At 66.7% G+C, this 25902-nt stretch carries 20 protein-coding genes and 1 pseudogene; 8 read left to right on the top strand and 13 right to left on the bottom strand.

Features of this window, described 5'->3' with window-relative positions; genetic code table 11:
• Nucleotides 1–13 precede the first annotated feature (13 nt).
• Complete coding sequence (locus tag AC5Y49_RS09680) at nucleotides 14–2812, top strand: aconitate hydratase (protein ID WP_499886465.1); 2799 nt, start codon at nucleotides 14–16, stop codon at nucleotides 2810–2812.
• A 76-nt stretch (nucleotides 2813–2888) separates the two neighbouring features.
• The gene (locus AC5Y49_RS09675) at nucleotides 2889–3224 is read left to right on the top strand and encodes a cupin domain-containing protein (protein WP_499886463.1); all 336 of its coding nucleotides are present in this window, start codon (nucleotides 2889–2891) and stop codon (nucleotides 3222–3224) included.
• A gap of 15 nt (nucleotides 3225–3239) precedes the next feature.
• On the opposite strand, the gene AC5Y49_RS09670 is transcribed toward AC5Y49_RS09675, so the two are convergent.
• The 8 genes and pseudogenes from AC5Y49_RS09670 to AC5Y49_RS09635 form a co-directional block, all read right to left on the bottom strand.
• Nucleotides 3240–3566: an STAS domain-containing protein gene (locus AC5Y49_RS09670; RefSeq protein ID WP_499886462.1), complete on the bottom strand. Its 327-nt coding sequence runs from the start codon at nucleotides 3564–3566 to the stop codon at nucleotides 3240–3242.
• Nucleotides 3566–6123 (bottom strand): annotated as a pseudogene (locus AC5Y49_RS09665) (SpoIIE family protein phosphatase). Before AC5Y49_RS09665 ends, AC5Y49_RS09670 begins: the two are co-directional and overlap by 1 nt.
• A 66-nt stretch (nucleotides 6124–6189) precedes the next feature.
• On the bottom strand, nucleotides 6190–7878 hold the full coding sequence (locus AC5Y49_RS09660) for a GAF domain-containing sensor histidine kinase (protein WP_499886460.1): 1689 nt from the start codon (nucleotides 7876–7878) through the stop codon (nucleotides 6190–6192).
• Nucleotides 7871–8545, bottom strand: a complete 675-nt coding sequence (dosR, locus tag AC5Y49_RS09655) for a hypoxia response regulator transcription factor DosR/DevR (RefSeq protein WP_499886458.1) — start codon at nucleotides 8543–8545, stop codon at nucleotides 7871–7873. Before dosR ends, AC5Y49_RS09660 begins: the two co-directional genes overlap by 8 nt.
• A 59-nt stretch (nucleotides 8546–8604) precedes the next feature.
• A complete protein-coding gene (locus AC5Y49_RS09650; protein WP_499886457.1) occupies nucleotides 8605–9585 on the bottom strand; it encodes an Acg family FMN-binding oxidoreductase in 981 nt (326 codons plus the stop codon).
• Nucleotides 9586–9683: 98 nt separating this feature from the next.
• Nucleotides 9684–10481 (bottom strand): slipin family protein, encoded by a 798-nt coding sequence (locus tag AC5Y49_RS09645; protein ID WP_499886455.1) that lies wholly within the window; start codon nucleotides 10479–10481, stop codon nucleotides 9684–9686.
• On the bottom strand, nucleotides 10478–11107 hold the full coding sequence (locus AC5Y49_RS09640) for a hypothetical protein (protein ID WP_499886453.1): 630 nt from the start codon (nucleotides 11105–11107) through the stop codon (nucleotides 10478–10480). The genes AC5Y49_RS09645 and AC5Y49_RS09640 overlap by 4 nt, the downstream gene beginning before the upstream one ends.
• Before the next feature lie 2 nt (nucleotides 11108–11109).
• Nucleotides 11110–13449, bottom strand: a complete 2340-nt coding sequence (locus AC5Y49_RS09635) for a nitric-oxide reductase large subunit (RefSeq protein WP_499886451.1) — start codon at nucleotides 13447–13449, stop codon at nucleotides 11110–11112.
• A 242-nt stretch (nucleotides 13450–13691) separates the two neighbouring features.
• Here AC5Y49_RS09635 and AC5Y49_RS09630 point away from each other — a divergent pair, with 242 nt between their 5' ends.
• Nucleotides 13692–14489, top strand: a complete 798-nt coding sequence (locus tag AC5Y49_RS09630; RefSeq protein ID WP_499886448.1) for a universal stress protein — start codon at nucleotides 13692–13694, stop codon at nucleotides 14487–14489.
• Nucleotides 14490–14512: 23 nt separating this feature from the next.
• On the opposite strand, the gene AC5Y49_RS09625 is transcribed toward AC5Y49_RS09630, so the two are convergent.
• The 3 genes from AC5Y49_RS09625 to AC5Y49_RS09615 form a co-directional block, all read right to left on the bottom strand.
• Nucleotides 14513–15514 (bottom strand): Acg family FMN-binding oxidoreductase, encoded by a 1002-nt coding sequence (locus AC5Y49_RS09625; protein WP_499886446.1) that lies wholly within the window; start codon nucleotides 15512–15514, stop codon nucleotides 14513–14515.
• Nucleotides 15515–15644: 130 nt separating this feature from the next.
• Entirely contained in the window at nucleotides 15645–16082 is a 438-nt protein-coding gene (locus AC5Y49_RS09620) for a group III truncated hemoglobin (RefSeq protein ID WP_499886444.1), read from the bottom strand.
• Entirely contained in the window at nucleotides 16075–16749 is a 675-nt protein-coding gene (locus tag AC5Y49_RS09615; RefSeq protein WP_499886442.1) for a helix-turn-helix transcriptional regulator, read from the bottom strand. Before AC5Y49_RS09615 ends, AC5Y49_RS09620 begins: the two co-directional genes overlap by 8 nt.
• A gap of 101 nt (nucleotides 16750–16850) precedes the next feature.
• Between AC5Y49_RS09615 and AC5Y49_RS09610 the strand changes: the two genes are divergently transcribed.
• Both AC5Y49_RS09610 and AC5Y49_RS09605 read left to right on the top strand, forming a co-directional pair.
• Nucleotides 16851–17648, top strand: coding sequence for an aminoglycoside phosphotransferase family protein (locus AC5Y49_RS09610; protein WP_499886441.1), 798 nt, complete (start codon nucleotides 16851–16853; stop codon nucleotides 17646–17648).
• 24 nt (nucleotides 17649–17672) lie between these two features.
• Nucleotides 17673–19064 carry an acyl-CoA synthetase gene (locus AC5Y49_RS09605; protein WP_499886437.1) on the top strand — a complete coding sequence of 464 codons (1392 nt, stop codon included), beginning with the start codon at nucleotides 17673–17675 and terminating at the stop codon, nucleotides 19062–19064.
• Between the two features lie 78 nt (nucleotides 19065–19142).
• Here AC5Y49_RS09605 and dapD read toward each other — a convergent pair whose 3' ends face one another.
• The gene (dapD, locus tag AC5Y49_RS09600) at nucleotides 19143–20096 is read right to left on the bottom strand and encodes a 2,3,4,5-tetrahydropyridine-2,6-dicarboxylate N-succinyltransferase (RefSeq protein ID WP_499886435.1); all 954 of its coding nucleotides are present in this window, start codon (nucleotides 20094–20096) and stop codon (nucleotides 19143–19145) included.
• A 17-nt stretch (nucleotides 20097–20113) separates the two neighbouring features.
• On the opposite strand from dapD, the gene dapE reads away from it, so the two are divergent.
• Nucleotides 20114–21187, top strand: a complete 1074-nt coding sequence (dapE, locus tag AC5Y49_RS09595) for a succinyl-diaminopimelate desuccinylase (RefSeq protein ID WP_499886434.1) — start codon at nucleotides 20114–20116, stop codon at nucleotides 21185–21187.
• Here dapE and AC5Y49_RS09590 read toward each other — a convergent pair.
• Nucleotides 21172–23313, bottom strand: a complete 2142-nt coding sequence (locus tag AC5Y49_RS09590; protein WP_499886431.1) for an AAA family ATPase — start codon at nucleotides 23311–23313, stop codon at nucleotides 21172–21174. The genes dapE and AC5Y49_RS09590 overlap by 16 nt on opposite strands.
• A gap of 46 nt (nucleotides 23314–23359) precedes the next feature.
• On the opposite strand from AC5Y49_RS09590, the gene log reads away from it, so the two are divergent.
• Together log and fadD6 are read left to right on the top strand one after the other, a co-directional pair.
• Nucleotides 23360–23911: a cytokinin riboside 5'-monophosphate phosphoribohydrolase gene (gene log, locus AC5Y49_RS09585; protein ID WP_499886429.1), complete on the top strand. Its 552-nt coding sequence runs from the start codon at nucleotides 23360–23362 to the stop codon at nucleotides 23909–23911.
• 159 nt (nucleotides 23912–24070) lie between these two features.
• Nucleotides 24071–25852, top strand: a complete 1782-nt coding sequence (gene fadD6, locus AC5Y49_RS09580; RefSeq protein WP_499886428.1) for a long-chain-acyl-CoA synthetase FadD6 — start codon at nucleotides 24071–24073, stop codon at nucleotides 25850–25852.
• Nucleotides 25853–25902: the final 50 nt, after the last annotated feature.

The raw sequence follows: 25902 nt of genomic DNA, 5'->3' as shown, positions 1-25902 counted from the left end.
GGGAGACAATACCTTGACTTCGAACAGTTTTGGAACACGCGATCAGCTCACGGTCGACGGCACCAACTACCATATCCATCGGTTGGACCGCATCGACGGGTCGCAACGCCTGCCCTACAGCCTCAAGGTGCTCTTGGAGAACCTGGCCCGCAATGAGGACGGGCGGTTGGTGACCGCCGAACAGGTCGAGGCGCTGGCGGCATGGGATCCGACGGCCGCGCACGGGAGGGAGGTGGCGTACACACCGGCGCGGGTGTTGATGCAGGACTTCACCGGCGTGCCGTGCGTGGTCGACCTGGTGGCGATGCGCGATGCGATCACCGACCTCGGCGGCGACCCCACCCGGATCAATCCGCTGTGTCCGACCGAGTTGGTGATCGACCACTCCGTCATCGCCGACGTCTTCGGCCGAGCCGACGCGTTCCGTATCAACGCCGACCTCGAATTTGAGCGCAACGCCGAGCGCTACCAGCTGTTGCGTTGGGCCCAACAGGCTTTCACGGACTTCAGCGTGGTGCCGCCGGACACCGGGATCTGCCACCAGGTCAACCTGGAATACCTGGCCCGGGTCGTATTCACCCGCGATGGGCCCGGCGGACCACAGGCATACCCGGACACGCTGGTTGGCACCGACTCGCACACGCCGATGGTCAACGGCCTCGGCGTGCTGGGCTGGGGGGTCGGTGGCATCGAGGCCGAAGCCGCGATGCTCGGGCAGCCGATGAGCATGCTGATCCCGCAGGTGCTCGGGCTGAAACTGTCTGGTGAACTGCCACCTGGCACCACCGCCACCGACCTGGTGCTGACCGTGGCCGAGTTACTGCGCCGCACCGGCGTGGTGGGCAAGTTCGTCGAGTTCTACGGGCCCGGAGTGGTCAACGTGCCGTTGGCCAACCGGGCGACGATCGGCAACATGAGTCCCGAATACGGGGCCACCTGCGCGATCTTCCCGATCGACGAAGTGACGCTGAATTATCTGCGCTTGACCGGACGCTCCGAGCAGCAGATCCGGTTGGTGGAGGTTTACGCCAAAGAACAGGGCCTGTGGCACGAGGCCGGTCACGAGCCCACGTTCTCCCAGACCGTCGAATTGGATCTGAGCACCGTCGAGCCGTCGATCGCCGGGCCGAAGCGTCCGCAGGACCGCATCCCGCTGCGCGTCGCACCGCAGGCGGTGAGCGCGCTGCTTGCCGGCGCGCAGACGACCGAGGAGGCACTGGACGGCCTCGACGAGGCGTCGGCGGAGTCCTTCCCGGCCAGCGACCCAATCGCGATCAGCGCCGATGGACCACACGACAAGCCGCACCCACCCGATGTCTCGCAGGACGGCGACTGGCCCTCGGCGCCGGTGCACGTGGCACTCGCCGATGGCACCGCGGTCGAGTTGGACAACGGGCATGTGGTGATCGCCGCGATCACGTCGTGCACGAATACCTCCAACCCGTCGGTGATGGTGGGCGCGGCCCTGCTGGCGAAGAAGGCAGTGGAAAGAGGTCTGAGCCGCAAGCCGTGGGTCAAGACGTCGCTGGCCCCGGGCTCGCGAGTGGTGACCGACTACTACGAAAAGGCCGGCCTGACACCGTATCTGGACAAGCTGGGCTTCAACCTGGTTGGCTACGGCTGCACCACCTGCATCGGGAATTCCGGCCCGCTGATCCCAGAGGTCAGCTCAGCGGTGACCGACAACGACCTGACGGTTTGCTCGATGCTGTCGGGCAACCGGAACTTCGAGGGCCGCATCCATCCCGAGACCAAGATGAATTTCCTTGCTTCCCCGCCGCTGGTGGTCGCCTATGCACTGGCCGGCACCATGCGCATCAACGTGACGTCACAGCCGCTGGGGGTAGGCAGCGACGGCGAACCGGTGTACCTGCGCGACATCTGGCCGACGACAGCCGAAATCGCCGAGGTGGTCGATAACCATCTGCAGGCCGAGATGTTCACCGCCAGTTACGCCGACGTGTTCGCCGGCGACGACAATTGGCGCTCTTTGCCGGTACCCGAGACTGGCACCTTCGAGTGGAATCCTGATTCGACGTACGTGCGCCAACCGCCCTACTTCGACGGCATGAACCCTGAGCCGCAACCGGTATCCGACATCACCGGCGCGCGGGTGCTGGCCAAACTGGGCGACTCCGTCACCACCGACCACATCAGCCCGGCCGGGTCCATCCGCACCGATTCGCCGGCCGGAAAGTACCTGTCCGAAAACGGGATTGACCGCAAGAACTTCAACTCCTACGGGTCGCGACGCGGCAACCACGAGGTGATGATCCGCGGCACCTTCGCCAACATCCGGTTGCGCAATCAACTCGCCCCCGACACCGAAGGCGGGTGGACCCGCGACTTCACTCGACCTGACGGCCCAGTGACCACGATCTACGACGCATCAGTTCACTACGCCGACGCGGGTACGCCGCTGGTGATTCTGGCCGGCAAGGAGTACGGGTCGGGTTCGTCGCGGGACTGGGCGGCGAAGGGCACGTTACTGCTCGGCGTACGCGCGGTGGTCGCGGTGTCCTACGAACGCATTCACCGCTCGAACCTGATCGGAATGGGAGTGCTGCCATTACAGTTTCCCGACGGCCAGAACGCGGACACGCTGGGGATCACCGGCGACGAAACCTTCGAAATCACCGGCGTCGGTGCGCTCAACGACTCGATCCCCGACACCGTGCACGTCAGAGCCGGCGGTGTGGAATTCGATGCGGTGGTGCGCATCGACACCCCGGGCGAAGCTGACTATTTCCGGCACGGCGGCATCATGCAGTACGTACTGCGCAAGCTGTTGGCAGCCGAGCCGAGTGCCTAGGGTCGCTTCGTTTCGCCGGTAGCCCCTACAGTGGTCAGTGCCGAAGCTGCGCCCCGCTGATGATGGGTGTCCCCAGATGATGAAATTCTCGTTGACTGCGTTGGCTCGTGACCAACTGGACCGCGCCAAGTCCGAGAGCAGCGGGCGTAGCGCAGCCACCGTGTTCGGCGGCCATGAGCAAGTCTTGCGGCAGACCGTTATCGCGCTGCGGCAAGGTCATGCACTCGACGAGCACCACAGCCTCGACGAGGCGACGATCTATGTGCTGGGTGGCCGGGTCCGCCTCGTCGGCGACCAAACTGACTGGATCGGCCGGACCGGCGACCTGCTCGTCCTGCCGAACGCCGTAGATGAACTCAGTGCCATGGAGGACTCGGCGATACTGCTCACGGTGGCCAAGACGAACCGCTGAGTGACGCCCCTGACGTCAGCGTTCTGCTCTCGGCGAAGCGGGTTCGACGGTGGTCAGTTCGGTGAGGCCACTGACAGTGAGGACGCGGATCAGCAGGGGCCGGACGATCAGATGGATGTGCTCGGCGTAATTGAACAGAACGTTGATCGCGGCGCTGTCGAGGTACTCGACCGCGCTGAGGTCGACAACCAGTTTCTCGGCGCTGCCGGCAGTTTCGGTGATGGCCGTGGTGAGCGCCCGCGTGAATGTCTCGACGTTGCTCAGGTCGATTTCTCCCACCGCAACCAGCACGAGTTGGCCGTCGTTGTCGCGCGCGGTATCGACTGTCAGCGATGTGGGCATCAGGTGATCCTCGCGGATAAGTGAACCGTTGTTCCGGCGCTGTCGGGGAAGATGGTGACGTCGTGCGTGAGCGCTCGCATCAGCGTGATGCCCCGGCCGCGGTGGGGATTCTTCTCCGGCTGTGGCGTCTTCCACGAGCCGGTATCGGTAATGGTCAACTGCACCTGATCGACTAGTGCGGTCGCGCGCAGGCTGATCTCGCCCCCCGGACTATGTCGGTGACCGTGCTCGATGGCGTTGGCGACGGCTTCGCCGGCGGCGACGAGCAGGTCATAAACCTGGTCCGGGTCCACCTGGGCTCGGTTCAACCAGCTGCGCAAGGCGGCGCGGGAATGCGCGAGGTGGCTGACGTGAGCGGGGAAGTTCATCTCCAGCGGGGCAGGTTGGCGGTACAGCAGCAACACAACGTCGTCCTGATAGCCGCCGGTTGGCGCGAGAGCGAGCATGATCTGGTTGGCCAAATCATCCAGCGTGGCGCCGCGGCCGTCTTGGACGAGGGTGGCGGCGCGGCCGATGCCGACGTCCAAAGAACTGCGGCGACGTTCGACCAGACCGTCGGTGTAAAGCAACAGCGTTGCACGCGCGGGGATGGTGATGTGCGCTTCCGGGCGGGGCCGGTCGGGTCGTATTCCCAACGGAATGGTGTGCCCGTCGTCGAGCACCCGGGTGGTGCCGTCGGCGTGGACCAAAATGGGCGGCGGGTGCCCGGCGTTGGAGTACACCAGTTCGCCGGTGTCGGGTTTGAGCACCGCGCAGACGGCGGTGGTGCATTGGGCACCGGGTAGCCGCGCGGCGAAGCGGTCCAGCTTTGCAAGGACGGCGCCAGGGCTGGGTTGGTCGAGCAGCAGGGCGCGGCAGGCGCTGCGCAACTGCCCCATTACGGTGGCCGCGGCAAGGCCATGGCCGACGCAGTCGCCGACAACCAAGGCGATGCGCCCGTCCTCCAAATCGATGACGTCGTACCAGTCACCGCCGACCTGTAGGGGCCGGCTGGCGGCCTGGTAGCGCACCGAGAACCCGCTAGGTAGATCGGCGGGGCCGAGGATCGCATGTTGCAGGGCCAGTGCGGTTTCGCGCTGTTGGTCAACCTGGTGGAGGCGGTGCAGAGCCTGGCCAAGGCGGCCTGCCAGCACGGTGAGCAAGGTCTGGTCCTCGAGGGTGAACGGCCGATTTTCGGCCAGGTCGATCCACACGACGAGCACACCCTCGGGATGCTGCAGCGCGATACCGGCAGTCCCCGGCGTTGCGGTGTAGGGGGCGAGCAGGTCGCCGTCGCACAACGAGCTGAGCAGCTCTCTGGTCTGCGACGGTAGGTCGTCCCAGCGCGCGGGCTCGCCGACCGACACCACGTCCGGTGCGGTTTCCGGGGTGGTGTTGTGGGTGCCGAAGGCGACGGCCAGGACGCGGCGGGCCCGCCACAGTCGACGCAGTTCATCGACCGCGGCGTGCACTGCGTCATCGACGGTGTCGGCTTGGGCGAGTTGCTGGTTGAGCGCATGTTCGCGACCAGCCGCCAGCGCCAGTGCAAGAGCAGCGTGCCGGGCGAAGTCACTGACGAGCTCCAGGTAGTCGTTGCCGAATGCCGGCTGCCGCGGATTGCGCGCGACTGCGATAACACCGAGCACCGCCTCGTCGGCAATCAGCGGCATGACAACCGCCGGACGTTCACCGACATCGGTGAACCCCTGGATCGGATATTGGAAGGAATCAGTGATCAGCGGGATGCCCCGGCGGGCCACACCTCCGGTGGTGGAGCCGTCCATCGGAACCTGCTGACCGATCACCTCGGAGGCATACCGGCCCGCCGTCGCGGCCACCACCAGGGTGTCGAGTTCGTAGGCCGGCAAATCGGGCTCACTGGGCACCAGCAGTATCGCCTGCTCAGCATCGGCCAACTCGAGGGCCAGGTCCACGATGAGCTGCAACGGCGTCGTCTGTGGATCGGCGGACAACAGCGCGCTGGTGATCTCACGACTGGCCTTTGTCCACTTCGCCGTTTCGCGTTCGCGCTCGAAGAGCCGCGCATTGTCGATGGCGACCGCCGCCGCCGAGGCCAAGACCCGCACGGCGTCCTCCTGGAGGGTGGAAAACACCCGGCCGGGCCGATCGTCGGCCAGGTAGAGGTTTCCGAAGTCAGTTGACCGGACGGTGATCGGTATTCCGAGCAGCGCCCGCAGCTGCGGGTCATGTGCGTGCAGCCGGGCGGTCTGCGGATGACCCCCCACATCATCGATGCGAAGACCGTCGCCAACCGGCAGATCGCCGAGTCGGCGCGCTGTGTCGTTGTTGATACCCACGTGCATGAAAGACAGCCGACCGTCGGACCCGCGGATGCCCAGCGCTCCGTAGCGGACGCCGGTCAATTCCATCGCCGTATTGATGATTCGGTGCAACGTCGCGGCCAAATCCAGATCGGAACCGATCTCGACGATGATTTGCACCAGCTGTTCCAGCTGGTCTCGAGCTGCCCGCAGCTCGTCAAGTTGCGAATGCTCTGCGGTCACCGGCCGGCACCGGCCGGGTCGGCGAACGCGGAACCACTTCGGTCGCTGTTCACATACGTCAACCTAATCGGTCGGGTCGGCGACCGCTGCCGTCTGGGCCAGCCCGCCGGATGGAGGGCTCACGGCAGCGGCGCCGACCAATGCAGCACAACCCCGCCACCTTCGGCGTTTCCGACGGTAAACGCGCCGCCGGCTTCCTCGGCGCGACGGCGCAAGTTCGCCAGGCCGCTTTCGGTGACCGGCCCGGCCAGGCCGCTGCCGTTGTCGACGACGTCGATCGCCAACTCGTCCTCGACCTTGACATCGACGGACACCTCGGAAGCGCTGGCATGGCGGACGGCATTGCTGACCGCCTCGCGCACAACCGCTTCCGCGTGATCGGCCAGTCCGGCGTCGACAACCGAAAGCGGCCCGACGAACTGGATTGTGGTGCGCACGCCCGCATCCGCGAATTGAGTGATGGCGTTGTCGAGACGCTGCCGTAGCCGCGTCGCTCCGGGCGGGCCGCCGTGCAGGTCGAAGATGGCAACCCGAATCTCTTGGATGGTCGCTTGCAGATCATCGACGGCACTCGAGAGACGTTGTTGGACTGCGGAATCGCGAGTCCGGGGTATCGTGCCCTGCAACGCCAGGCCGACCGCGAAGAGCCGTTGGATGACGTGGTCGTGTAAATCGCGGGCTATGCGGTCTCGATCGGTCAGCACATCGAGTTCACGCATCCGGCGCTGGGTGGTAGCCAACTGCCACGCCAAGGCAGCTTGGTCGGTGAACGCGGCCATCATGTCGAGTTGTTCCTCGGTGAACGGTGTCGATTTGACCTCGCGCAGCACCACGACAACACCGGCTACGGTATCGGAGGCTCGCAGCGGCAGCACCAGCGCGGGCCGCGCGCCGTCGACACCGTCGAACTCGATCCGTTCGACGCGCTGCGGATCACGCTTGATGAAAGCGTCGCCGACCGCATTGTGCGCCAGCGGAATCGCCTCTCCTGCGGTAGCTGCGACGGCGTCGCCCACGGTTTCGACGACCACCAGCTCTGCCACCCTGTCGCCGGCGGTGTGGTCGTCGGCGGGAACGGCGATCATCGCCGCGTCGGCGCCGGTCAGCTTGAGCGCCTCTTCGGCCACGCGCCGGAAGACCGCCGCCGGCTCGGTGCCCGACAACAAGTCGGTGGCGATGTCGCGGGTCGATTCGATCCAGGCTTGACGCGCCTTGGCCTGCTGGTAGAGGCGGGCATTGGCGATCGCGATGCCTGCGGCCGCCGCCAAGGCCCGCACCAAGACTTCGTCATCCTCGGTGAATGGTTGCCGGTTGGCCTTCTCAGTCAGATACAGATTGCCGAACACGGTGTCGCGGATGCGGATGGGCACACCAAGAAAGGTCCGCATGGGCGGGTGGTTCTCCGGAAAGCCCACGGACGCAGGGTGATCGGCGATGTTGTCCAGGCGAAGGGGTTTGGGCTCGTCGATGAGCAGGCCCACGACGCCACGGCCCTGGGGTAATTGACCGATGCTGCGGAAGGTTTCCTCGTCGATGCCCTCGTAGACGAACTGCAACACGCGCTTGGACTGGTCGTGCACCTCCAGTGCGCCGTATTGAGCGTCGACGAGATGGGTGGCGGTTTGCACGATCGAGCGCAGGGTGGCATCCAGCTCCAAGCCGGCGGTGACCGCCAGCATTGCCTCGATCAGCCCGTCGAGGCGGTCACCACTGGCAGCGATCTGTTCGACGCGGTCTTGCACTTCGGTCAGCAGTTCTCGCAGCCGCAGCTGAGAAAGGGTGTCGCGCAGTGGGGGAGTGCTATCCATCGTGGCGCCGCGGCCGTTCGAGCTTGGAGGCGAAGACCGCCGCCTGGGTCCGCCGTTGCATGCCCAGCTTGGCCAGCAGCCGGGACACGTAGTTCTTCACCGTCTTCTCGGCCAGAAACATCCGGTCCGCGATCTGTTTGTTCGTCAGCCCCTCCGCTAGGTGATCAAGCAACACGCGTTCCTGTTGGGTGAGACCGGACAGTGGGTCGGGTTGCTCGGCTTCGCCGCGAAGCTTGGCCATCAGCGCCGCCGCGGCACGGTTGTCGAGCAACGAATGCCCGGCGCCGACATCTTTGATGGCGCGGGCCAACTCCATACCTTTGATGTCTTTGACGACGTATCCACTGGCGCCGGCCAGAACCGCGTCGAGCATCGCCTCGTCCGAGCTGTACGAGGTCAGCATCAGACAGCGCAGATCAGGCATTCGCGACAGCAGATCGCGACACAGTTCGATGCCGTTGCCGTCGGGCAGTCGCACGTCGAGAACCGCGACATCAGGCTGTGCCGCGGGAATTCGGGCCAGCGCCTCGTCAACCGATCCGGCCTCGCCCACCACCTCCAGTTGCGGATCGGAGCTGAGCAGGTCGATAAGGCCGCGCCGAACAACTTCGTGGTCGTCGACCAGAAAGATCTTGACCGCGGCAGCGGCAGGGTTATTCGGGCTCATATCCAACACTGTGGGTCGGAAACCAGGCCGGCGCAAGGACCGCTCATAGCAAGCTCTGCTCAGCCATCTACGCGCATGACTTCGTTGAGCGGTCGTCGCGGCGTGGGCGGTGGTACCTCTTCCATCGCGGGCGCGATGCCGGCCCGCACCAGGATTTGCGGCACAGCCTCGCGTTCCATGCACGTCCCGACCATCTCGCGGGTGGCCCGGACTTCGGTGATGTGAGTCACCGTGCAGGTAGCCAAACCGGCCATCGTGCATTCCAGCAGGATCGCGGAGAGCGCCTCCCCGGCCGCCAATGCGGCGGCCCGACTGTCGTCATCGGTGGACACCAGCAGAATCGTCGCTTCGTCTTCCGGGATTCCCGTCCGCCGTTCGCTTTGGTGTGTGACCGGGAAGGCCCGAGCGACGTCGACCCGGTCGCCCTCGGCCGCGGAGACCAGCGCACTGTAGGGTATGCCCTCCGACGCCTCGAATGGCGCTGTCCACCAGCCCAGTTCGGCGTGGTACCGCGAATCATAGAGGCGCAGCGACTCGGCAAGCTGGGAAGCCTCCGCCAGGCACGAATGCAGCTCGTCGGGCACGACGTCGAGGTACACGGCATCGCCGTCGACGGCGTTGCGCAGCACTGGTTCAAACGATTCCCATCGGATTGCCCCGAGGAACGGAAGTCGGTCGGTGCGCCGCAGCAGGATGGCGTCGGCGCGGCGACGATGTGCGTCGGTCACGAATTCCATCGGGGTGAAGTGAACAGACGCCAGATGGTTGGGGTCGTTGGGGTTTGGGAACCGCTCGACATGCGCCTGCCACCCGGCGGCAGCCATGGCCACCCGAAGGTGGTCGAGCGCAGCCCCGCAGCCGATCAGTGCTTCTCGCCCCGAGCGGTCCGAGAGCATGACCCGGCGCGGATCGAGGAACAGCTGCAGTTGGTCAGTGTCGACGACCCACTGCCATGGCTGAGTATTGTGCAGCGACGGGGCACGGCAGGCTAAGCGCACCGCATCTTTGATGACTTCGGTTTCTACCATCGTGGCAGGCATCTGAACCTCCGATCTCTACCTGCCTTCAAGCATTCCCTGCAAATCCGGCCGAGGTAAGGGCCATTGGTCCTTCCAGTGGTGCCATTAGGCCCGACCGGTCAGCGATGCTCGCCGGGGGAATCTGCGATGTCCGACAACACCTCTGGGTGTTTCAAGAATGGGGTGATGATGTCGACGGGCAGCGGGAAGACCACCGTCGAGTTCTGGTCGGCGCCTAATTCCAGCAGGGTTTGCAGGTAGCGCAGTTGAAGGGACGCCGGGCTTTTCGACAGCGTCTCGGCCGCCTCGCGCAGCTCCTCGGAGGCCTGCAGCTCACCACGCGCGTTGATGACTTTGGCGCGACGCTCGCGTTCCGCCTCGGCTTCGCGCGCCATCGCCCGCTGCATGGACTCGGGAATCTCGACATCTTTGATCTCGACGACCCGCACTTCGACACCCCAGGGCTGGGTTTGCTTTTCGATGATCGTGCGCAGGTCGCTGTTGAGGTCTTCGCGATGGGCCAGCAGCGTGTCCAGGTCGGCCCGGCCGAGCAGTGAGCGCAGTGTGGTCTGGGCGATCTGAGAGGTCGCCACCGCGAAGTTCTCCACCGCCAGGATGGCTTTGCGCGGGTCGACGACCTGAAACATCACCACTGCGTTCACGCGGGCCGGCACGTTATCTCGGGTGATGACCTCCTGCGGCGGGATCGTCAGCGTCACGACCCGTTGATCCACCCGGATCATCCTGTCCGCCAACGGGATAAGGAACTTCAATCCGGGTTGATACAACGGACGGGCATGACCTACCCGGAACACCACGCCGCGCTCGTACTCGCGCAGCACTACCAGCGAAAAGAACGCCAGCACCACCAGCGCTGCCAGCGCGGCCAACACCACGACGATCACCACACCGGTCACTGGGGACTGTCCTCCTTCTGCGCCCAATCGCTGCCCCACCGGGTGGAATACCGGTCGATTGCGACAGCCACCTGGTCTTCCAGGCCCGTTCGGTGCGGCAGGTATTCCGGGGCGTTTGACGGCGAGTTCCACAAATGTCGGGTCAGCGGCAGTCCAGCGGTCACCACCAGCGCAGCGGCGCCACCCAGGATCAGCAGATCGATGGCGCTGTGCCGCCCGATCAGCATCGCCAGCGGCATGATCACCCCGAGTGCGGCCACAAAACAGGCGATTCCACGATGGAAGCGGCCGGCATCCGAGTGCGGCCACGGGTCGATGTCACGGTTGATTTCCCGGCCATGATCCGACGTCGTACAAGTGGACTTCACCGGACAGCTGTTGCACACCACGGGCAGCGCCCGATACCGCATCACCCGGTGTTGCGGATCGAACGACGTCGGCCACAGCCAGTGGTCTTGCGGGCAGACCCAGGCGTCGTGGTCGGGGCGGTACACGAAGTTCCCGGTGCGCCAGCGCGCGGCCTGCTTCGACACCCGCTTCGCCATGGTGTCGAAGCCCCAGGCGATCGCCACCAGCACCAGCGAGTAGCCGGCGACCAGCCACACCGATGCCGTCGGCGCTGTCATCGTCACTCCTTCGCCGGTGCCGCGGGCTCTGCTGCGGCGGTGGTCAATTCGGTGTACAGCGGATGCTCGGGCAACTCGTCGGCCACCGAGCCGGACCGGAAGTGGCGCAACGCCAGCAATGCGATGTAGATGAACGGCAGCACCCCACCGACGATGAGGATGACGTCACCGGGCAGCCGCAGCCATTCCAGCAGCGCGTTGCCGGGCTGGGCGATGAAACCCAGCGAGCGCGCTTCGTAGTAGCCGTCGTTGACCGAGTGGTAGAGCTGCAGCACGCCGAGGGGTAACAGCGTCGCGAACACCATCCATGCCAACCCGAGGTTCATTCCCCAAAACGAGATCCGAGCCCATTTTTCCGGCCATTTTTCGGCCGGAATCACGTAGCGGAACGCGAACATGGCCAAGCCGACGGCCAGCATGCCGTAGACGCCCATCATTGCCGCGTGGCCGTGGTTGGCCGTCAACGCGGTGCCGATCTGGTAGTAGGACACGATCGGCAGGTTGATCAAAAACCCGAAAATCCCTGCGCCCACGAAGTTCCAGAACCCGACGGCCACCAGGAACAGCACTGCCCAGCGGTGCGGGAACGGCTTGGCGTCACCGGCCTGCTGACGGGATCCCAATTGCAGGAACGCCCACGCTTCCACGGTCAAAAAGGTCAGCGGGATGACCTCGGCCGCCGAGAAGAAGGCACCCAAGGCCATGTGCTCGACCGGGGTGCCGGAGAAGTACAGGTGGTGCATCGTGCCGATCACACCGCCGGCGGAGTACAGGATGATATCGAGGAAGATCACGCCGAGCGCGATCCGTTCGCGTACCACCCCGAGCAGCACGAAGATGTAGGCCACCATCACGGTGGTGAACAGCTCGAGGAAATCCTCCACCCACAGGTGCACCACCCAGAACCGCCAGAAATCGGCGACCGAGAAGTGGGTTGCGCTGCCGGCCAGCAGGCCGACCGTGTAGAAGACCGGGATGGCCAGGCCGGCGAAGAAAAACAGCCACGGCAGGTTCATCTTCGATTCGGTGCGCAGCCGGGTTCGCATGCCGCGCCAGATGATCACGATCCACAGGAACATGCCGACGCACAGCAGGATCTGCCACAGCCGCGGCAGGTCCAGGTACTCCCACTGCTGGGACAGCAGGCCGCCGGGCGGGATCACGCCGTAGATCGACAGCGCCTCGCTGATCAGCGACCCGAACACCACGACCGCGACCGCACCCAGCAGCCCATAGGCCAGCCAGCTCTGGCGTCGCGGTTCGCGGCGGGCGATGAACGGCACCAGGAAGATGCCGCCGGCCAGAAACGCCGCCGCGGTCCAGAACAGGGACAGCTGCACATGCCAGGTCCGCGCCAGGTTGTACGGCAGCACTCGAGCCAGATCCAGGCCGAAGAAGGTCGACAGGTCGGCCCGGTAGTGCTGGGCGGCAGCGCCGACCAGTGTCTGCGCCAAGAACAGCACCGACACGATGGCGAAGAACCAGATCGTGGCGCGCTGCGCCGGCGTCAAGCTCACCTCGCCCGGCTCGCGGAACGACAGCGTGGACGAGGTTGCGTCGCCGTGCCAACCGATCTTCTGACTCCACCGTCCGTAGACCGCGAACATGATCCCGATCCCGCCGAGCAGCGCGACCAGTGACAGCGCCGACCACACGATGACCTGAGCGGTCGGGCCGTTGTCGACGCGCTTCTCCGCCGGCCAGTTGTTGGTGTAGGTGTAGCTGTGGCCTGGCCGTTCGGCCGCCGCGGCCCATGCCGTCCACGCGAAAAAGGCGGTGAGATCATGGATCTGGGCCTTGTCGGTAATCATGTGCGGCAGAAAGCCGTACTTCGTGGAGTCCTCACCGAAGTACGTCGCGTAGTGCTGCTGAATGTCCTCGAATGCCCGTGCCTGCCGGTCGGTGAACACCAGCGTCTTGGTGTCGGGGTTATAGCGATTGGTCCGGAATTCGGTCACCACCCGGTCGTGCGGGTCGGTGATACCTTGCGCCCGCCACTGGTCGGCGACCTTATCGGTCGCCATGCGCAGGTACTCGGCGGTGCGGTCGGGTCCCAAGTAGGCGCCATGACCAAGCACCGACCCGTACTCCATCAGACCGCGAGCCTGGAAGAGCTCCTGGCCGCGGGTGATGTCGGCACCGGTGAACAGCGGCTGGCCGGACTCGCTGACCACCTTGTCGGGCATCGGCATCGAGGCGGTGTAGGTGCGGTAGGCCAGGATGCCCATCACCAGGAAGCCGAAGATCATCACCAGGGCCACACCCTGGACCCAGCCCTTTCCGATCAACGGCTCTGACGTTGCCGGGGTTGAGCGCTGCGCCTCTGCCGGTTCGGTTGCCATACCGAGCACCCTTCTGGTCGGTGGACGGATTGCCCTGTATTTAACCCGCTGCGCTCTGATGAAACGCCGGATTTTCGTTTCGCACGATCATGCCGTTACGACGTCGGTTGTGCTACAGCAAACCTCGCAAAAAGGACCAATGCCGAACCGTGAAGTGACAAACGGCCCTCAGCGGGCCGGCCCCGCACTCCTAACGTGATCATCAGGAAATACGTTGAGCCTTTGGACCAAAGGTGATCGCGATGTGTGACTCTTGTTCAGCTCCCGCAGTTGTGGTAGGCGTGGACGGATCCAGGGCCGCGATCCAGGCGGCGCTCTGGGCGGTCGACGAGGCCGTCGGCCGGGATATCGCGCTGCGTCTGGTGTACGTCGTCGATCCGGCGGATTCGTCTGCCACTGGTTCCGATCGCAGTCAATTCGCTTCTGCGCGTACGGTGTTGTGCCGCGCGCAGCGCGCCGTCGAGGCCACCGGGAAACCGGTCAAGATCGAAACCGAGACGCTGACCGGGAAGCCGCTGGCCAGATTGGCCGAAGAGTCGCGGTCTGCTGCGATGGTCTGCGTCGGCTCTATCGGGACCAAACACGCATGCCGCGGTGCCGGTTCCGTCGCAGCGGTCCTGCCCGCGCTGGCCCAATGTCCGGTGGCCGTCATCGGCGTGCCCCGCGGCCCGGCGGTCAACCTCGAGCAGCGCAGCATTCTGGTCGAGGTGGACAACGGGATAGCGCTGCACCATGCCTTCGAAGAGGCGCAGCTACGGGGAGTGCCGCTCCGCGCGGCCGTGGCATGGTTTCCAGAGGTACCCGAAGACATCAGCGACGGGAAACGTTTGGCGCGAGCGCATCTGGGCCGTCAAATCGCCCGCTGGACGCGACTGTACCCCGACGTGGCGATCGAACCGACCGTCGTGCGTGGCAGCCTTCGCCGCTACCTTGCCCAAAACGCGGATTCGATAGAGGTATTCGTGACTGGCATGCGGGGTTGCGATTCAGATAGGCCCGTCGACTGCCCAGTGCTGACCGTGCGGGCAAGCCATCTGTAGCCGCTTACCCAGCTGGAGGCTTGCTATGCGAAAGCATGTTGCTCACACTCGTTTCGCCACTCGATGACGTCGCTGACTGCGCGGCGCGGCGTCGACGGCAACGGATCGGCGTTGGCCGGGGCCCAGCCGATCCGAAGCAACATCTGTGGGTATCCGCTGGCGCCGAACACGTCTGAGCGAATCGCGTCGCGGGTTTCGGCGATCTCCAACGGCTCGGTGACCGGACAACTGGCCAAACCTATCGAGGTGGCGGTCAACAGCACGACGCTGGTGGCTTCGCCGGCGCGCAGGCGGGCCAACCGGTCGTCTACTTGGGTGCCCAACGCCAGAATGACCGCGTTGTCCTCGGCGGGGGAGACGCCGGGCGGCTGCGCCAGTGCAGGACCGGCGAACAGCCGCCCGGGTATCACCGCAGCCGAGGTGGGCGTCGGTATGTTGCGTGCAGGCACGCCGGCCACCGAGCCGTACCGCCCGCTCCACGCGGTGAGTTCGGCGAGATAGTCATGGTCGCCGGCGTGGCGCCAGACCGCCTGCGCGACAATCTTGTTGAGCTTGTCCACCGGGTCGACGCGGCGCAACATCACGCCGGTCCGGGCGGCGCGCGCTCCCATCAACGCGATGTCGCCGTCGGGCACCGGCCAGGAGCTGTAGATTCGCCGATCGGTTCGCCGCCGCGGGATTGCCGCCGCCAGCATGACATCGACCTGATCGACGTCACAGCAACACACTTCGATCCGCGCCAAGTGATCGGGGTTGTCCGGGTCGGGCAGTCGGTGCACGCGGGCGCGCCAGCCCAGCGTGGCAAGCGCGATCACGCAATGATTCAGCGCGGCACCGCAACTCAGAATCAGCTCCCGGCCGTCGGGGTCGGCGCCGGGCAACTGCAAGCCCGGGTCGACAAACAAGTCCAGCGCGTCGTCGCTGACCTGCCAGCGCCAGGGTTGCGAGTTGTAGATCGACGGCGCCCGGCCGGCCAGCGTGAGGGCTGTCCGGATCGCGTCGCTATCGGGAAAGTGCGCATTCATCGGCCGTGCCACCTTCGGTGCAGTGCAGAAACTGGTGTCACTCTTAGGCTGCCGTGCTCTCACCGGTCGGCCCAGAGCAGGAAGACCTCAGGTCGAAAGGACTTTTGTCCACCGCTTGCGGGCGGCTCAGTCAGCGCTTCAGCAGGGCGTCGAGGTCGGGAGCGTCAGCGCCGGTCAATCGCCGATGCATGGCCCAGGCGATCCGGGCGGCCTGGACCTTCGCCTGCTCGGCGACCGGCCCGCTGTACATCTCGTCGACGGTGTTCTGCCAGGTCGTCAGCCAGCGGACGAAGTGACCGCCGGACAACTCAGTCCTGTCGTGGACGTGGCGGTGTGCGTGCAGCGCACTGCCCTTGTAGAGACCGGCACGGAACAGCACCGTCTCCCAGAAGTCGCACATCCTCGGTATGTGCGTATCCAGTCCCCGGGTGCGCACCTCGCTGAAGGGCTCAGCCAGAACGTCGTCGTCGAGCACACGGCCATAGAACCGTCGCAGCAACGCCTCGACATCGGCGCGATCCGTCAGGTCCGCGCAGTCCTGCTCCGGTAGTACCTGCACGTCAGTCATTGGCGATCACGTGCGCGATGCACAATTCCGGTTCGACGAACGGTTGCAGCTCGGCCTGCAGCCGTGAACTTTCGCGGCCGGCGACGAGACCCTCGAGCAGTCCCATGTGCAGCGCACAGCCGACCTCCGGGTGTGCGGCGGCCAGTTCGCGCACCGGGCAGCCGTGCAACCGGATCGTGCGTCGATGGGTGCTTGCGGTAGAGATCAGTTCCGGCCCGAAACCCATCCGTTGGAAAACCTCTGTCGTTCGCTGCGCCCGGCGATCGAGCACCTCACCCGCTTGTGCCGCTGGTGGATCCATCGTTGAGCGGGTGGTGATGCCCTCGGCCCAGCGCCGCCCGGCGCGCTGGGCGCGGCGCCGGCGCTTGTCGGCCGTGTCGCCGAGCTCCAGTGCGAGGACTTCGGCGAGGATCTGGTAGTCCAGCTGGCCCTGCACCGCGATGTAGCCGGTACGGGGACGGCCGACGCCGGTCGGCGCGATGCGGGTGCGCTCGACGACGCCCTGGTCGCACAGCGCGTCGAGGTGAAAGCGCGCAGTGGTCACGTGCAGCTCCAGCTGCGCGGCGAGTTCGGCCGCGTCGACCGGTCCGTCGTGGTCACGGACCAGCTCAAGCACACGCTCACGCTGCCGGTTACGTGGCCCGCGGCTACGCCGCTCGTCGTTCACCTCGGTGCCTTTCCGTCGTGGGCTATTTAACGGATATTATTCATTAATATTAGTCGCCACGCCAGTAGCCGCGACTTGGAATCATGGGTCGGGTGCCGCTGATGCCGAAGCCGTCGACCGCGGAGGTCGACGATGCGCTGATCCGGCTCGGGGTTTGTCCCGACGGGGCGCCGTGGCCATCTCTTGCGTCGGTGGTCGCACCGGTGACCTTCGAGGGACGACCGGCATTGTTGAAGGTGACAAACGAACCGGAGGAACTCGCCGGCGCGCGAGCGCTGGAGGAATGGGATGGGGGCGGCGCTGTCCGGCTACTCGCACGCGACGGCAACGCGATGGTGCTGGAACGGGTGGGGGCAACACTACGTTCGCAGGTGACCGACGACACCGCTGCCACCCGGGCGCTGTGTGCCGTAGCAGCCCGACTCCACAGCAACACTCCCGAGAGCTTGACTGAATTCCCGTCCCTGCGTGGCTGGTTCGCTTCCCTGTTCGCCGATACCAGCCCACGGTTCGATCGGGTGAGACAGATTGCGGACCAGCTTTTGCAGCGCGACGCCCCGCCGGTGCTCCTGCATGGCGATCTGCACCACGAAAACGTGCTCGACGGCGCGAATCGAGGGTGGTTGGCCATCGACCCCAAGGGAATCGTGGGCCCCCGAGAGTTCGACTACTGCAACATCTTCACCAACTTCACGCCCGAGGAGGCCGTCGCGAACTTCGACGTGCGGCTGCATATCGTGGCCGGCACCGCCGACCTCGACCGCGATGACCTGTTGCGCTGGATCGCGTCGTGGTCTGCGCTCTCCGGAATCTGGCATCTCGAGGATGGTGACGACATGCTCGCGGCATTTCCGCACTCCATCACCGACCTTGCCCTTGAGCGACTGGACCGGGCATGAGTTGCGCCCGGTAATCTCGCTCACGTGCTGCTGACCTCGCTGAACCCCGCGGCGGCCACGGATATCGGTGACGCCGTACGTATCGGTGACGTGACGTTGAGCCGCAGCGACCTGGTTGGCGCCGCCACGTCGGTGGCCGAGCGAGTCAGCGGCGCTGGCCGCGTTGCGGTGTTGGCCACCCCGACCCCGGCGACGGTGCTGGCGGTCACGGGCTGCCTGCTCGCCGGCGTCCCGGTGGTGCCGGTGCCCGCCGACGTCGGCCAGGCCGAGCGACGCCATATCCTGACCGATTCCGGTGCCCAGGCCTGGCTGGGTCCGCCGCCGGATGAGCCTGAGGGTCTGCCACACATTCCGGTGCGGTTGCACGCCCGCTCATGGCACCGCTATCCCGAGCCGGCGCCCGAGGCTACCGCGCTGATCATCTACACCTCGGGCACCACCGGTCCACCCAAGGGGGTGCCGCTGAGCCGGCGCGCCATCGCCGCGGATCTGGACGCGTTGGCGCAGGCCTGGCAGTGGTCCGCCGACGACGTCTTGGTACACGGGTTGCCGCTGTTTCACGTGCACGGCCTGGTGTTGGGTCTGCTCGGTTCGCTGCGGGTCGGAAACCGCTTCGTGCACACCGGAAAACCCACGCCCGAGGGCTACGCCGCAGCGGGGGGCACGCTGTATTTCGGCGTGCCGACGGTGTGGTCGCGGATAGTTTCTGACACCGCCGCCGTCGAGGCGCTGCGGCCGGCGCGGCTGCTGGTGTCGGGCAGCGCGGGGTTGCCGGTGCCGGTTTTCGAGCAGCTGGTCCGGCTTACCGGGCACGCGCCCGTCGAACGCTACGGTGCTACCGAATCGCTGATCACGGTGTCCACCCGCGCCGACGGGGAACGCCGTCCCGGCTGGGTGGGCCTGCCGTTGCCCGGCGTGCAGACCCGGCTGGTCGACGACGCCGGTGGTTTGGTGGCGTGCGACGGGGAAACCATTGGGCGGCTTCAGGTTCGCGGTCCGACAGTGTTCGACGGCTACCTGAACCGGCCGGACGCGACCGCCGAGGCGTTCGATGCCGACGGCTGGTATCGCACCGGTGACGCTGCGGTGGTCGACGGCGACGGGATGCATCGCATCGTGGGCCGCGAGTCGGTCGACTTGATCAAGTCGGGCGGATACCGGGTCGGGGCCGGTGAAATCGAGACGGTGCTGCTGGGCCATCCCGGCGTGAGTGAGGCGGCCGTCGTCGGGCTGCCCGACGAGGACCTGGGACAGCGTATCGTCGCGTTCGTCGTCGGTGACGCCGACACCGGTGAGCTGATCGACTATGTGGCCCAGCAACTTTCGGTACACAAGCGGCCGCGTGAGGTCCGTCTTGTCGACAGCCTGCCGCGCAATGCGATGGGCAAGGTGCTCAAGAAGGAGCTGTTGAGTTAACCGCGAACGTGCGCAGTCGCACGCAGTTTGCGGCGTGTCGGCGTACAGACACGCACGCTCGCGCCAAGACGGGCGCAGCTAGTTGGCGTGCAGGTCTTCGTTGAGCGCGATGCCCTGGCCGTCGCGGGACACCACCTCGACCGCGCCGCTCAGCGAATTGCGACGGAACAGCATGTTGTTGCCGCCGGAGAGCTCACCAGCCTTGACCGCGGCTCCGCCGGGCATCGCGATCTTGGTGCCGGCAGTGACATACAAGCCGGCCTCGACGACACAGTCGTCGCCCAACGAGATGCCCAACCCCGCATTGGCGCCGAGCAGACAACGCTTGCCGATCGAGATAACCGCGGTGCCGCCGCCCGACAGCGTGCCCATGATCGACGCGCCGCCGCCGATGTCGGAGCCGTCGTCGACCACCACGCCCGCCGAGATGCGGCCCTCCACCATCGACGCGCCCAACGTTCCCGCGTTGTAGTTGACGAATCCCTCGTGCATCACCGTGGTGCCGGGGGCCAAGTGCGCGCCCAACCGCACCCGGTCGGCGTCGGCGATCCGCACCCCGGCCGGCACCACGTAGTCGACCATCCGCGGAAACTTATCGATGCCGTAGACGGTGACCGGTCCGCGACTACGCAGCCGCGCCCGCACCACCTCGAAACCTTCAACGGCGCAAGGCCCGTGATTGGTCCACACCACATTGGTCAACACGCCGAAAAACCCGTCGGCGTTGAGCCCGTGCGGCGCGACCAGCCGATGCGAAAGCAAATGCAGGCGCAGATAGGCGTCGTAGGCGTCGGCAGGCTTGTCGTCCAGCGAACCGATCACCGTGCGCACCGCGACGGTCTCGGTACCGCGGTCGTCGTCGCGGCCCGCCAAAGCAGCGAACTCGTCGGGAACCTCGGCCACCGACAGTCGTACGGTGCCGCTCTCACCGGCATCGATCAGTTCTGGTGCGGGGAACCAAGTGTCGAGCACCGACCCGTCGGCGGCGAGTGTCGCCAGCCCAATACCCGAAGCTGCAGTCACGGTGGCCACGCTACTAGGCTGGCAGTGTGCTGGACTTAGCCGGGGATCCGATCGAGCTGACCGCGGCGTTGGTCGACATCCCCAGCGAGTCGCGGCACGAAGCACTCATCGCCGACGAGGTCGAGGCCGCGCTGCGCGCTCAGACGCCCCGGTCTCTGGGGTTCGAAATCCTGCGTAACGGCGATGCCGTGCTGGCCCGCACTGACCTCGGCCGCCCGACGCGGGTGCTGCTGGCCGGGCACCTCGACACCGTTCCGATCGCCGACAACGTGCCCAGTCGCCGAGACGGCGACCTGCTCTACGGATGCGGCACCGCCGACATGAAGTCCGGTGACGCGGTGTTCCTGCACCTGGCCGCCACCGTCACCGACCCGGCGCACGACCTGACCCTGGTGTTCTACGACTGTGAGGAAATCGACGCCGCCTCAAACGGTTTGGGCCGCATCGAGCGTGAGTTGCCCGAATGGCTGGCCGCCGATGTGGCGATCCTCGGCGAGCCGACCGCCGGCTACATCGAGGCCGGCTGTCAGGGCACGCTGCGCGTCGCGATCCACGCGAACGGAACACGCGCTCATTCGGCGCGATCGTGGTTGGGCGACAACGCGATCCACAAGCTGGGCGCTGTGCTGGACCGGCTTGCGGCCTATCGGGCCCGCGACGTCGACATCGACGGCTGCACCTACCGCGAGGGCCTCTCGGCGGTCCGCATCGACGGCGGCGTGGCCGGCAACGTCATCCCCGATGCGGCGTCGGTGACGGTCAACTTCCGGTTCGCCCCCGACCGCTCGCCGGAGGCCGCGCTGGAACACGTGCACGAGGTGTTCGACGGGCTCGATGTCCGGATCGAACAGACCGACTCCGCCGCCGGCGCGCTGCCGGGCCTGGGCAAGCCCGCCGCCAAGGCGTTGGTCGAGGCGGCGGCCGGGCAGGTCCGGGCGAAATACGGCTGGACCGACGTCTCGCGGTTCGCGGCCCGCGGTATCCCCGCGGTCAACTACGGTCCTGGCGACCCCAACGTGGCGCATTGTCGCGACGAGCGGGTGCCGGTTGGGCAGATCAGCGCCGCGGTGGACATGTTGCGCCGCTACCTATCCAGCTGAGCACGCTTGGCCTGCCCGGCGGCATCGACGGCCGCCGGAAGCAATCCCGCATCGGCCAGGTCGGCGGACACGTCGGCCAGCGCGACCGGATCACCGGCCGCCAGCGCGCGGGCATGAGCCAGCGTGAGCCGGCCGAGCACACAGTCCACTTCGAGTGCCAGGCGTTCGGCGCGATACACCGCGCTGGTGTCGCCGAGTCGGGCCGCGTCCTGCAGCGCCCGTAGCGCGATCGCCGACTGCCCGCCGCGTTCGGCGGCCTGCACGGCTTCCCGGGCGGCGACGATGGCGCCGGTGGTATCGCTGCGCGTCGCCTTCGACCACGCCTTGGCCAATGCCAGCTCCGGAGTGAACAGTGCCGACTTCAGACCGTGCCTCGACTCCGCGCGGCTGAAAGCCTTTGCCGCCGCGAGCTGTTCGCCTTGCTGGCCCAGCGCCTGCGCGAGCAGCGACAGTGACAGCGGGCCCCATGAATAGCCGGTGCGCTCCAGCGTGGCGGCAGCGGGCTCCAGCAGCGTCACCGCGGTGTCGAAGTCGCCCTGGGCAATCGCCACATAGGCGACCAACACCTCGCCGATCGCTCGTCCCGGCTGCTGCAGCTCGGCGAAATCGGTATGGCGCTGCGCCAACGAGCGCGCCGCGTCCAGCCGCCCGGCCATCAGCAGCGCCGTGACCCGGGCGAAGCCACTGGTGAACCTCAACAAACCCGGATGCTCGGCGGCCACCGCTCTCGCCGCGAGCGTCTCGACGTCGCCGAAGCGGCCGATCCGGGCCGAGCACAGCGCTGCGGCTGAAGCCGCCCACCCGATGTCGCCGGCATGCGGGGAAGCCAGCACCTCATCGGCCACGCGCAATGCCCGCAACGGGGAGCCCGCGTTCATGGCAAAGGTCGCCGCCAGCCCGTCGATCATGGCCCGCGCCGCCGGCGCCGTGACCCGGTTACGGGTGGTCTGCAGGAACGTGGTCGCCCGTTCCGGCTCGCTGAGCATCCAGAACTGGTTGGCCGCCCGCGGCAGCGCCCAGGCCATCAACTCGGTCTCCGACAACGTGTCCGGATAGACGGCAGCCAGCACCGCGCCGGCCTCCCGTCCCCGGCCCTGCCACGCCAGCGCATAAGCCAGCGCCAGCCGCGCCGGCAATCCGGCGCCGCGGTCGACGGCCGAGCCGGCCAACCGGCTGGCCAACGGCAGGTCGCCCAGCCGCAACGCCTGCTGCGCGGCCGCTGCCACCTCGTCGACGGGCTGCGGCGCATCGCTGTCCACCGCCAGCGACGCCAGCCGCAGCCGGTCGCTGACATGGATCGAGGGCTGTCGCGACAGCAGCGTGACCACCTCGGTGCGCAGTCGTCGTATCCCCTCGCTGCCGAGGGCGATCAGCGCACGTTCGGCGAACAGCGGGTGAGCGGTGTACACGACAGGATCCGCGCTCTGCCCGCCGCGCACCCGGGTCTCGGCCCCACCGAGTTCGATGGCCTGCTCGATAGCGCCGTCGCCGGTCAGGGCGGTGAGGTCGGTAAGCGCCAGCGGCTCTTGTACCGCGAGATAGTCGAGCACCGAGCGGGCGCCGGTGGGCAACTCGTTGAGGTATGCGTCGACCTCCGCGGAAGACGTGGCGCCGGCGGGTGCCTCGATGTCGATCCGACCGAGCAGGTTGTCGGTCCACAACGCGGCGATCGCCGCCGGCGCGGCATCGGCACGGGCGGTGACCACCATCCGGGCCACACCGGCCAGGGCCAACTGGTAGACCAGCGTGGCCGAGAGGACGTCCAGGTGGTGCGCGTCGTCGACGACGAGCAAAAGATCGCTTTCCTGCGCGCCGCGGGCCAGCGATTGCCGGGCCGCGCGCAACAGCGCGGCCGGCTTGCCGATGTCGGCGATCTCGACCAGATGACTGAAGGCTCCGAACGGCACGACGCGCTCGGTCGGGGTGCCGGTCACCCACTGGGTGAGCGTGGCCGGGTGCTGTTGGACGACATGCTCGGCCGCCAGCCGAGCCAATGTGGATTTGCCGATACCGTCGGGCCCCAGCACCACCGCCCCGGACTGCGCGCCGGGAACGTCGCGGCCCAGTGCCGTCTTCAACTGCTCCAATGCGGCCGCGTGTTGGGGGACGTTCCACCGAATCGGCACCGCCGGAGTTTACGGTGCCCGGCCACCGCCGGATAGCCTTTCCGGCATGGGGCGGTCCGAAGCGTGGGCGGTGTGTGTCTATTGCGCTTCCGGACCCACGCACCCCGAATTGCTGGCCCTGGCCGCCGAGGTCGGCGCGGCGATCGCGAAGCGGGGCTGGACGTTGGTGTGGGGCGGCGGCAACGTCTCGGCGATGGGCGCGCTGGCCACCGCGGCCAGGGCTCGCGGCGGTTGGACCGTCGGCGTGATCCCCAAAATGCTGGTCCACCGTGAATTGGCCGATACCGACGCCGACGAGCTGATCGTCACCGACACCATGCGGGAGCGCAAACAAGTCATGGAAGATCGCGCCGACGCGTTCCTCGCCCTGCCGGGCGGCATCGGCACCCTCGAGGAGCTGTTCGAGACCTGGACCGGCGGATACCTCGGTATGCACGACAAACCCGTGGTGATGCTCGACCCGCGCGGGCACTTCGACGGGCTACGGGCCTGGCTCTACGGGCTGATCGATACCGGTTACGTCGCTCAGGCCGCGCTGGACCGGCTGATCGTGGTCGACCAGGTCGATGCTGCGTTGGACGCCTGCGCGCCCGGCTGAGGCGCCCGGATTACCTCGCGAGCGTGAAGCCAGGTTCACGTTCGTCGACGAGTGTGACCTTGGGTTCACGCTGGGCTAGGTTAGATGGCCCGGCTCCTCCTCAGACCGCTCCGCGGTCTGCATCGTCACCGGCTAGGCTGGCCGCCAAGTTCAGTGGGAATGGCGGACCTAGAGAGGTGCCACGTGTCCGAAGTCGGGCTGGTCGATATCGCAACCCGGGTGCCCGGTCTCATCGCCGACGTGCCGGTGATGGTGCGCGGAGCGCTGACCGGGCTGCTGGCCCGGCCCACGTCCAAGGCGTCGATCGGCAAGGTGTTTCAGGACCGGGCCGCCCGCTACGGCGAGCGGGTGTTCCTCCGGTTCGGTGAACAGCAACTGACCTACGCCGAGGCCAATGCGACGGCCAATCGCTACGCCGCGGTGCTGGCCGCCCGCGGTGTCGGCCACGGCGACGTCGTCGGGATCGTGTTGCGCAACTCGCCCAACGCGGTGCTGATGATGCTGGCCGTGGTCAAATGCGGCGCCGTCGCCGGCATGATCAACTACCACCAGCGCGGCGAGGTGCTGGCCCACAGCCTGGGTCTGCTGGACGCCAAGGTGCTGGTCGCCGAGTCCGACCTGGTCGACGTCATCAGTGAATGCGGCGCTCCCGGCGCCGAGCCGCTGACCATCGAGGAACTGGAGCGGCTGGCCGCCACCGCGCCCACGACCAATCCGCCGTCGGCCTCGGCGGTGTTGGCCAAGGACACCGCCTTCTACATCTTCACCTCCGGCACCACCGGGCATCCCAAGGCCAGTGTGATGACCCATCGGAGGTGGCTGGCCGCGCTGGCCGCGTTCGGTGGGTTGGGTCTGCGACTGCACAGCAGCGACACGCTGTACAGCTGCCTGCCGCTCTACCACAACAACGCGTTGACGGTCGCGGTGTCGTCGGTGATCAACTCCGGGGCGACACTGGCGCTGGGTAAGAAGTTTTCAGCGTCGCAGTTCTGGGACGAGGTGATCGCCTACGACGCAACGGCGTTCATCTACATCGGCGAAGTCTGCCGCTATTTGCTCAACCAGCCACCCAAGCCGACCGACCGCGCACACAAGGTACGGCTGATCGCCGGCAACGGCCTGCGCCCAGAGATCTGGGAGGAGTTCACCACCCGGTTCGGCATCGAGCGGGTCTGTGAGTTCTACGCCGCCAGCGAGGGCAACACCGCGTTCATCAACATCTTCAATGTGCCCAAGACGACCGGGATTTCGCCGCTGCCGTTGGCCTACGTCGAGTACGACCCCGACACCGGTGCCCCGCTGCGCGACGAGAATGGCCGGGTGCGCCGGGTCCCTCCCGGCGAGCCCGGTCTGCTGATCAGCCCGGTCAACAAACTGCAGCCGTTCGACGGCTACACCGACCCCGCCGCCAGCGAGAAGAAGTTGGTGCGCAACGCTTTTCGCGAGGGCGACTGCTGGTTCAACACCGGTGACGTGATGAATCCGCAAGGCATGGGGCATGCCGCGTTCGTCGACCGGCTCGGCGACACGTTCCGGTGGAAGGGCGAGAACGTCGCCACCACCCAGGTGGAAGCGGCGCTGGGACTCGACTCGGCTGTCGAGGAATCCGCGGTCTTCGGCGTGGAAATCCCACGCACCGGTGGCCGCGCGGGGATGGCTGCGGTCAAGCTGCGCGACGGCGCCGAGTTCGACGGCCAGGCGCTGGCGCGCACCCTCTACGAGCGGTTGCCGGTGTATGCGCTGCCGTTGTTCGTGCGGGTGGTGGAGTCCATGGAGCACACTACGACCTTCAAGAGCCGCAAGGTGGATCTGCGTGAGCAGGCCTACGGCCCCGGCATCGACGACCCGCTGTACGTACTGGCCGGCCGCGACGACGGCTACGTGCCGTTCTACGACGACTACCCCGACGAGGTCGCAGCCGGTAAGCGACCGCAAGGTTAGCGGCGCGTCAGTCGAGCCTGCCCGGGGTCTGGTCGCCCTGGGCGCAGTCT

Source organism: Mycobacterium sp. NGS62 (assembly GCF_059812285.1).
The sequence above is the reverse complement of the archived record's forward strand: the minus strand, read 5'-3'. Positions and strand labels throughout refer to the sequence as shown.

What these genes read in the sequence shown, in the direction of transcription:
- AC5Y49_RS09675 (WP_499886463.1), top strand. Translation starts at nt 2,889, where the DNA reads ATGATGAAATTCTCGTTGACTGCGTTGGCTCGTGACCAACTGGACCGC.
- AC5Y49_RS09630 (WP_499886448.1), top strand. Translation starts at nt 13,692, where the DNA reads ATGTGTGACTCTTGTTCAGCTCCCGCAGTTGTGGTAGGCGTGGACGGA.
- AC5Y49_RS09610 (WP_499886441.1), top strand. Translation starts at nt 16,851, where the DNA reads ATGCCGAAGCCGTCGACCGCGGAGGTCGACGATGCGCTGATCCGGCTC.
- AC5Y49_RS09640 (WP_499886453.1), bottom strand. Translation starts at nt 11,107, where the DNA reads ATGACAGCGCCGACGGCATCGGTGTGGCTGGTCGCCGGCTACTCGCTG.
- dosR (WP_499886458.1), bottom strand. Translation starts at nt 8,545, where the DNA reads ATGAGCCCGAATAACCCTGCCGCTGCCGCGGTCAAGATCTTTCTGGTC.
- AC5Y49_RS09620 (WP_499886444.1), bottom strand. Translation starts at nt 16,082, where the DNA reads ATGACTGACGTGCAGGTACTACCGGAGCAGGACTGCGCGGACCTGACG.
- log (WP_499886429.1), top strand. Translation starts at nt 23,360, where the DNA reads ATGGGGCGGTCCGAAGCGTGGGCGGTGTGTGTCTATTGCGCTTCCGGA.
- fadD6 (WP_499886428.1), top strand. Translation starts at nt 24,071, where the DNA reads ATGGCGGACCTAGAGAGGTGCCACGTGTCCGAAGTCGGGCTGGTCGAT.
- AC5Y49_RS09635 (WP_499886451.1), bottom strand. Translation starts at nt 13,449, where the DNA reads ATGGCAACCGAACCGGCAGAGGCGCAGCGCTCAACCCCGGCAACGTCA.
- AC5Y49_RS09670 (WP_499886462.1), bottom strand. Translation starts at nt 3,566, where the DNA reads ATGCCCACATCGCTGACAGTCGATACCGCGCGCGACAACGACGGCCAA.
- AC5Y49_RS09660 (WP_499886460.1), bottom strand. Translation starts at nt 7,878, where the DNA reads ATGGATAGCACTCCCCCACTGCGCGACACCCTTTCTCAGCTGCGGCTG.
- AC5Y49_RS09650 (WP_499886457.1), bottom strand. Translation starts at nt 9,585, where the DNA reads ATGCCTGCCACGATGGTAGAAACCGAAGTCATCAAAGATGCGGTGCGC.
- AC5Y49_RS09625 (WP_499886446.1), bottom strand. Translation starts at nt 15,514, where the DNA reads ATGAATGCGCACTTTCCCGATAGCGACGCGATCCGGACAGCCCTCACG.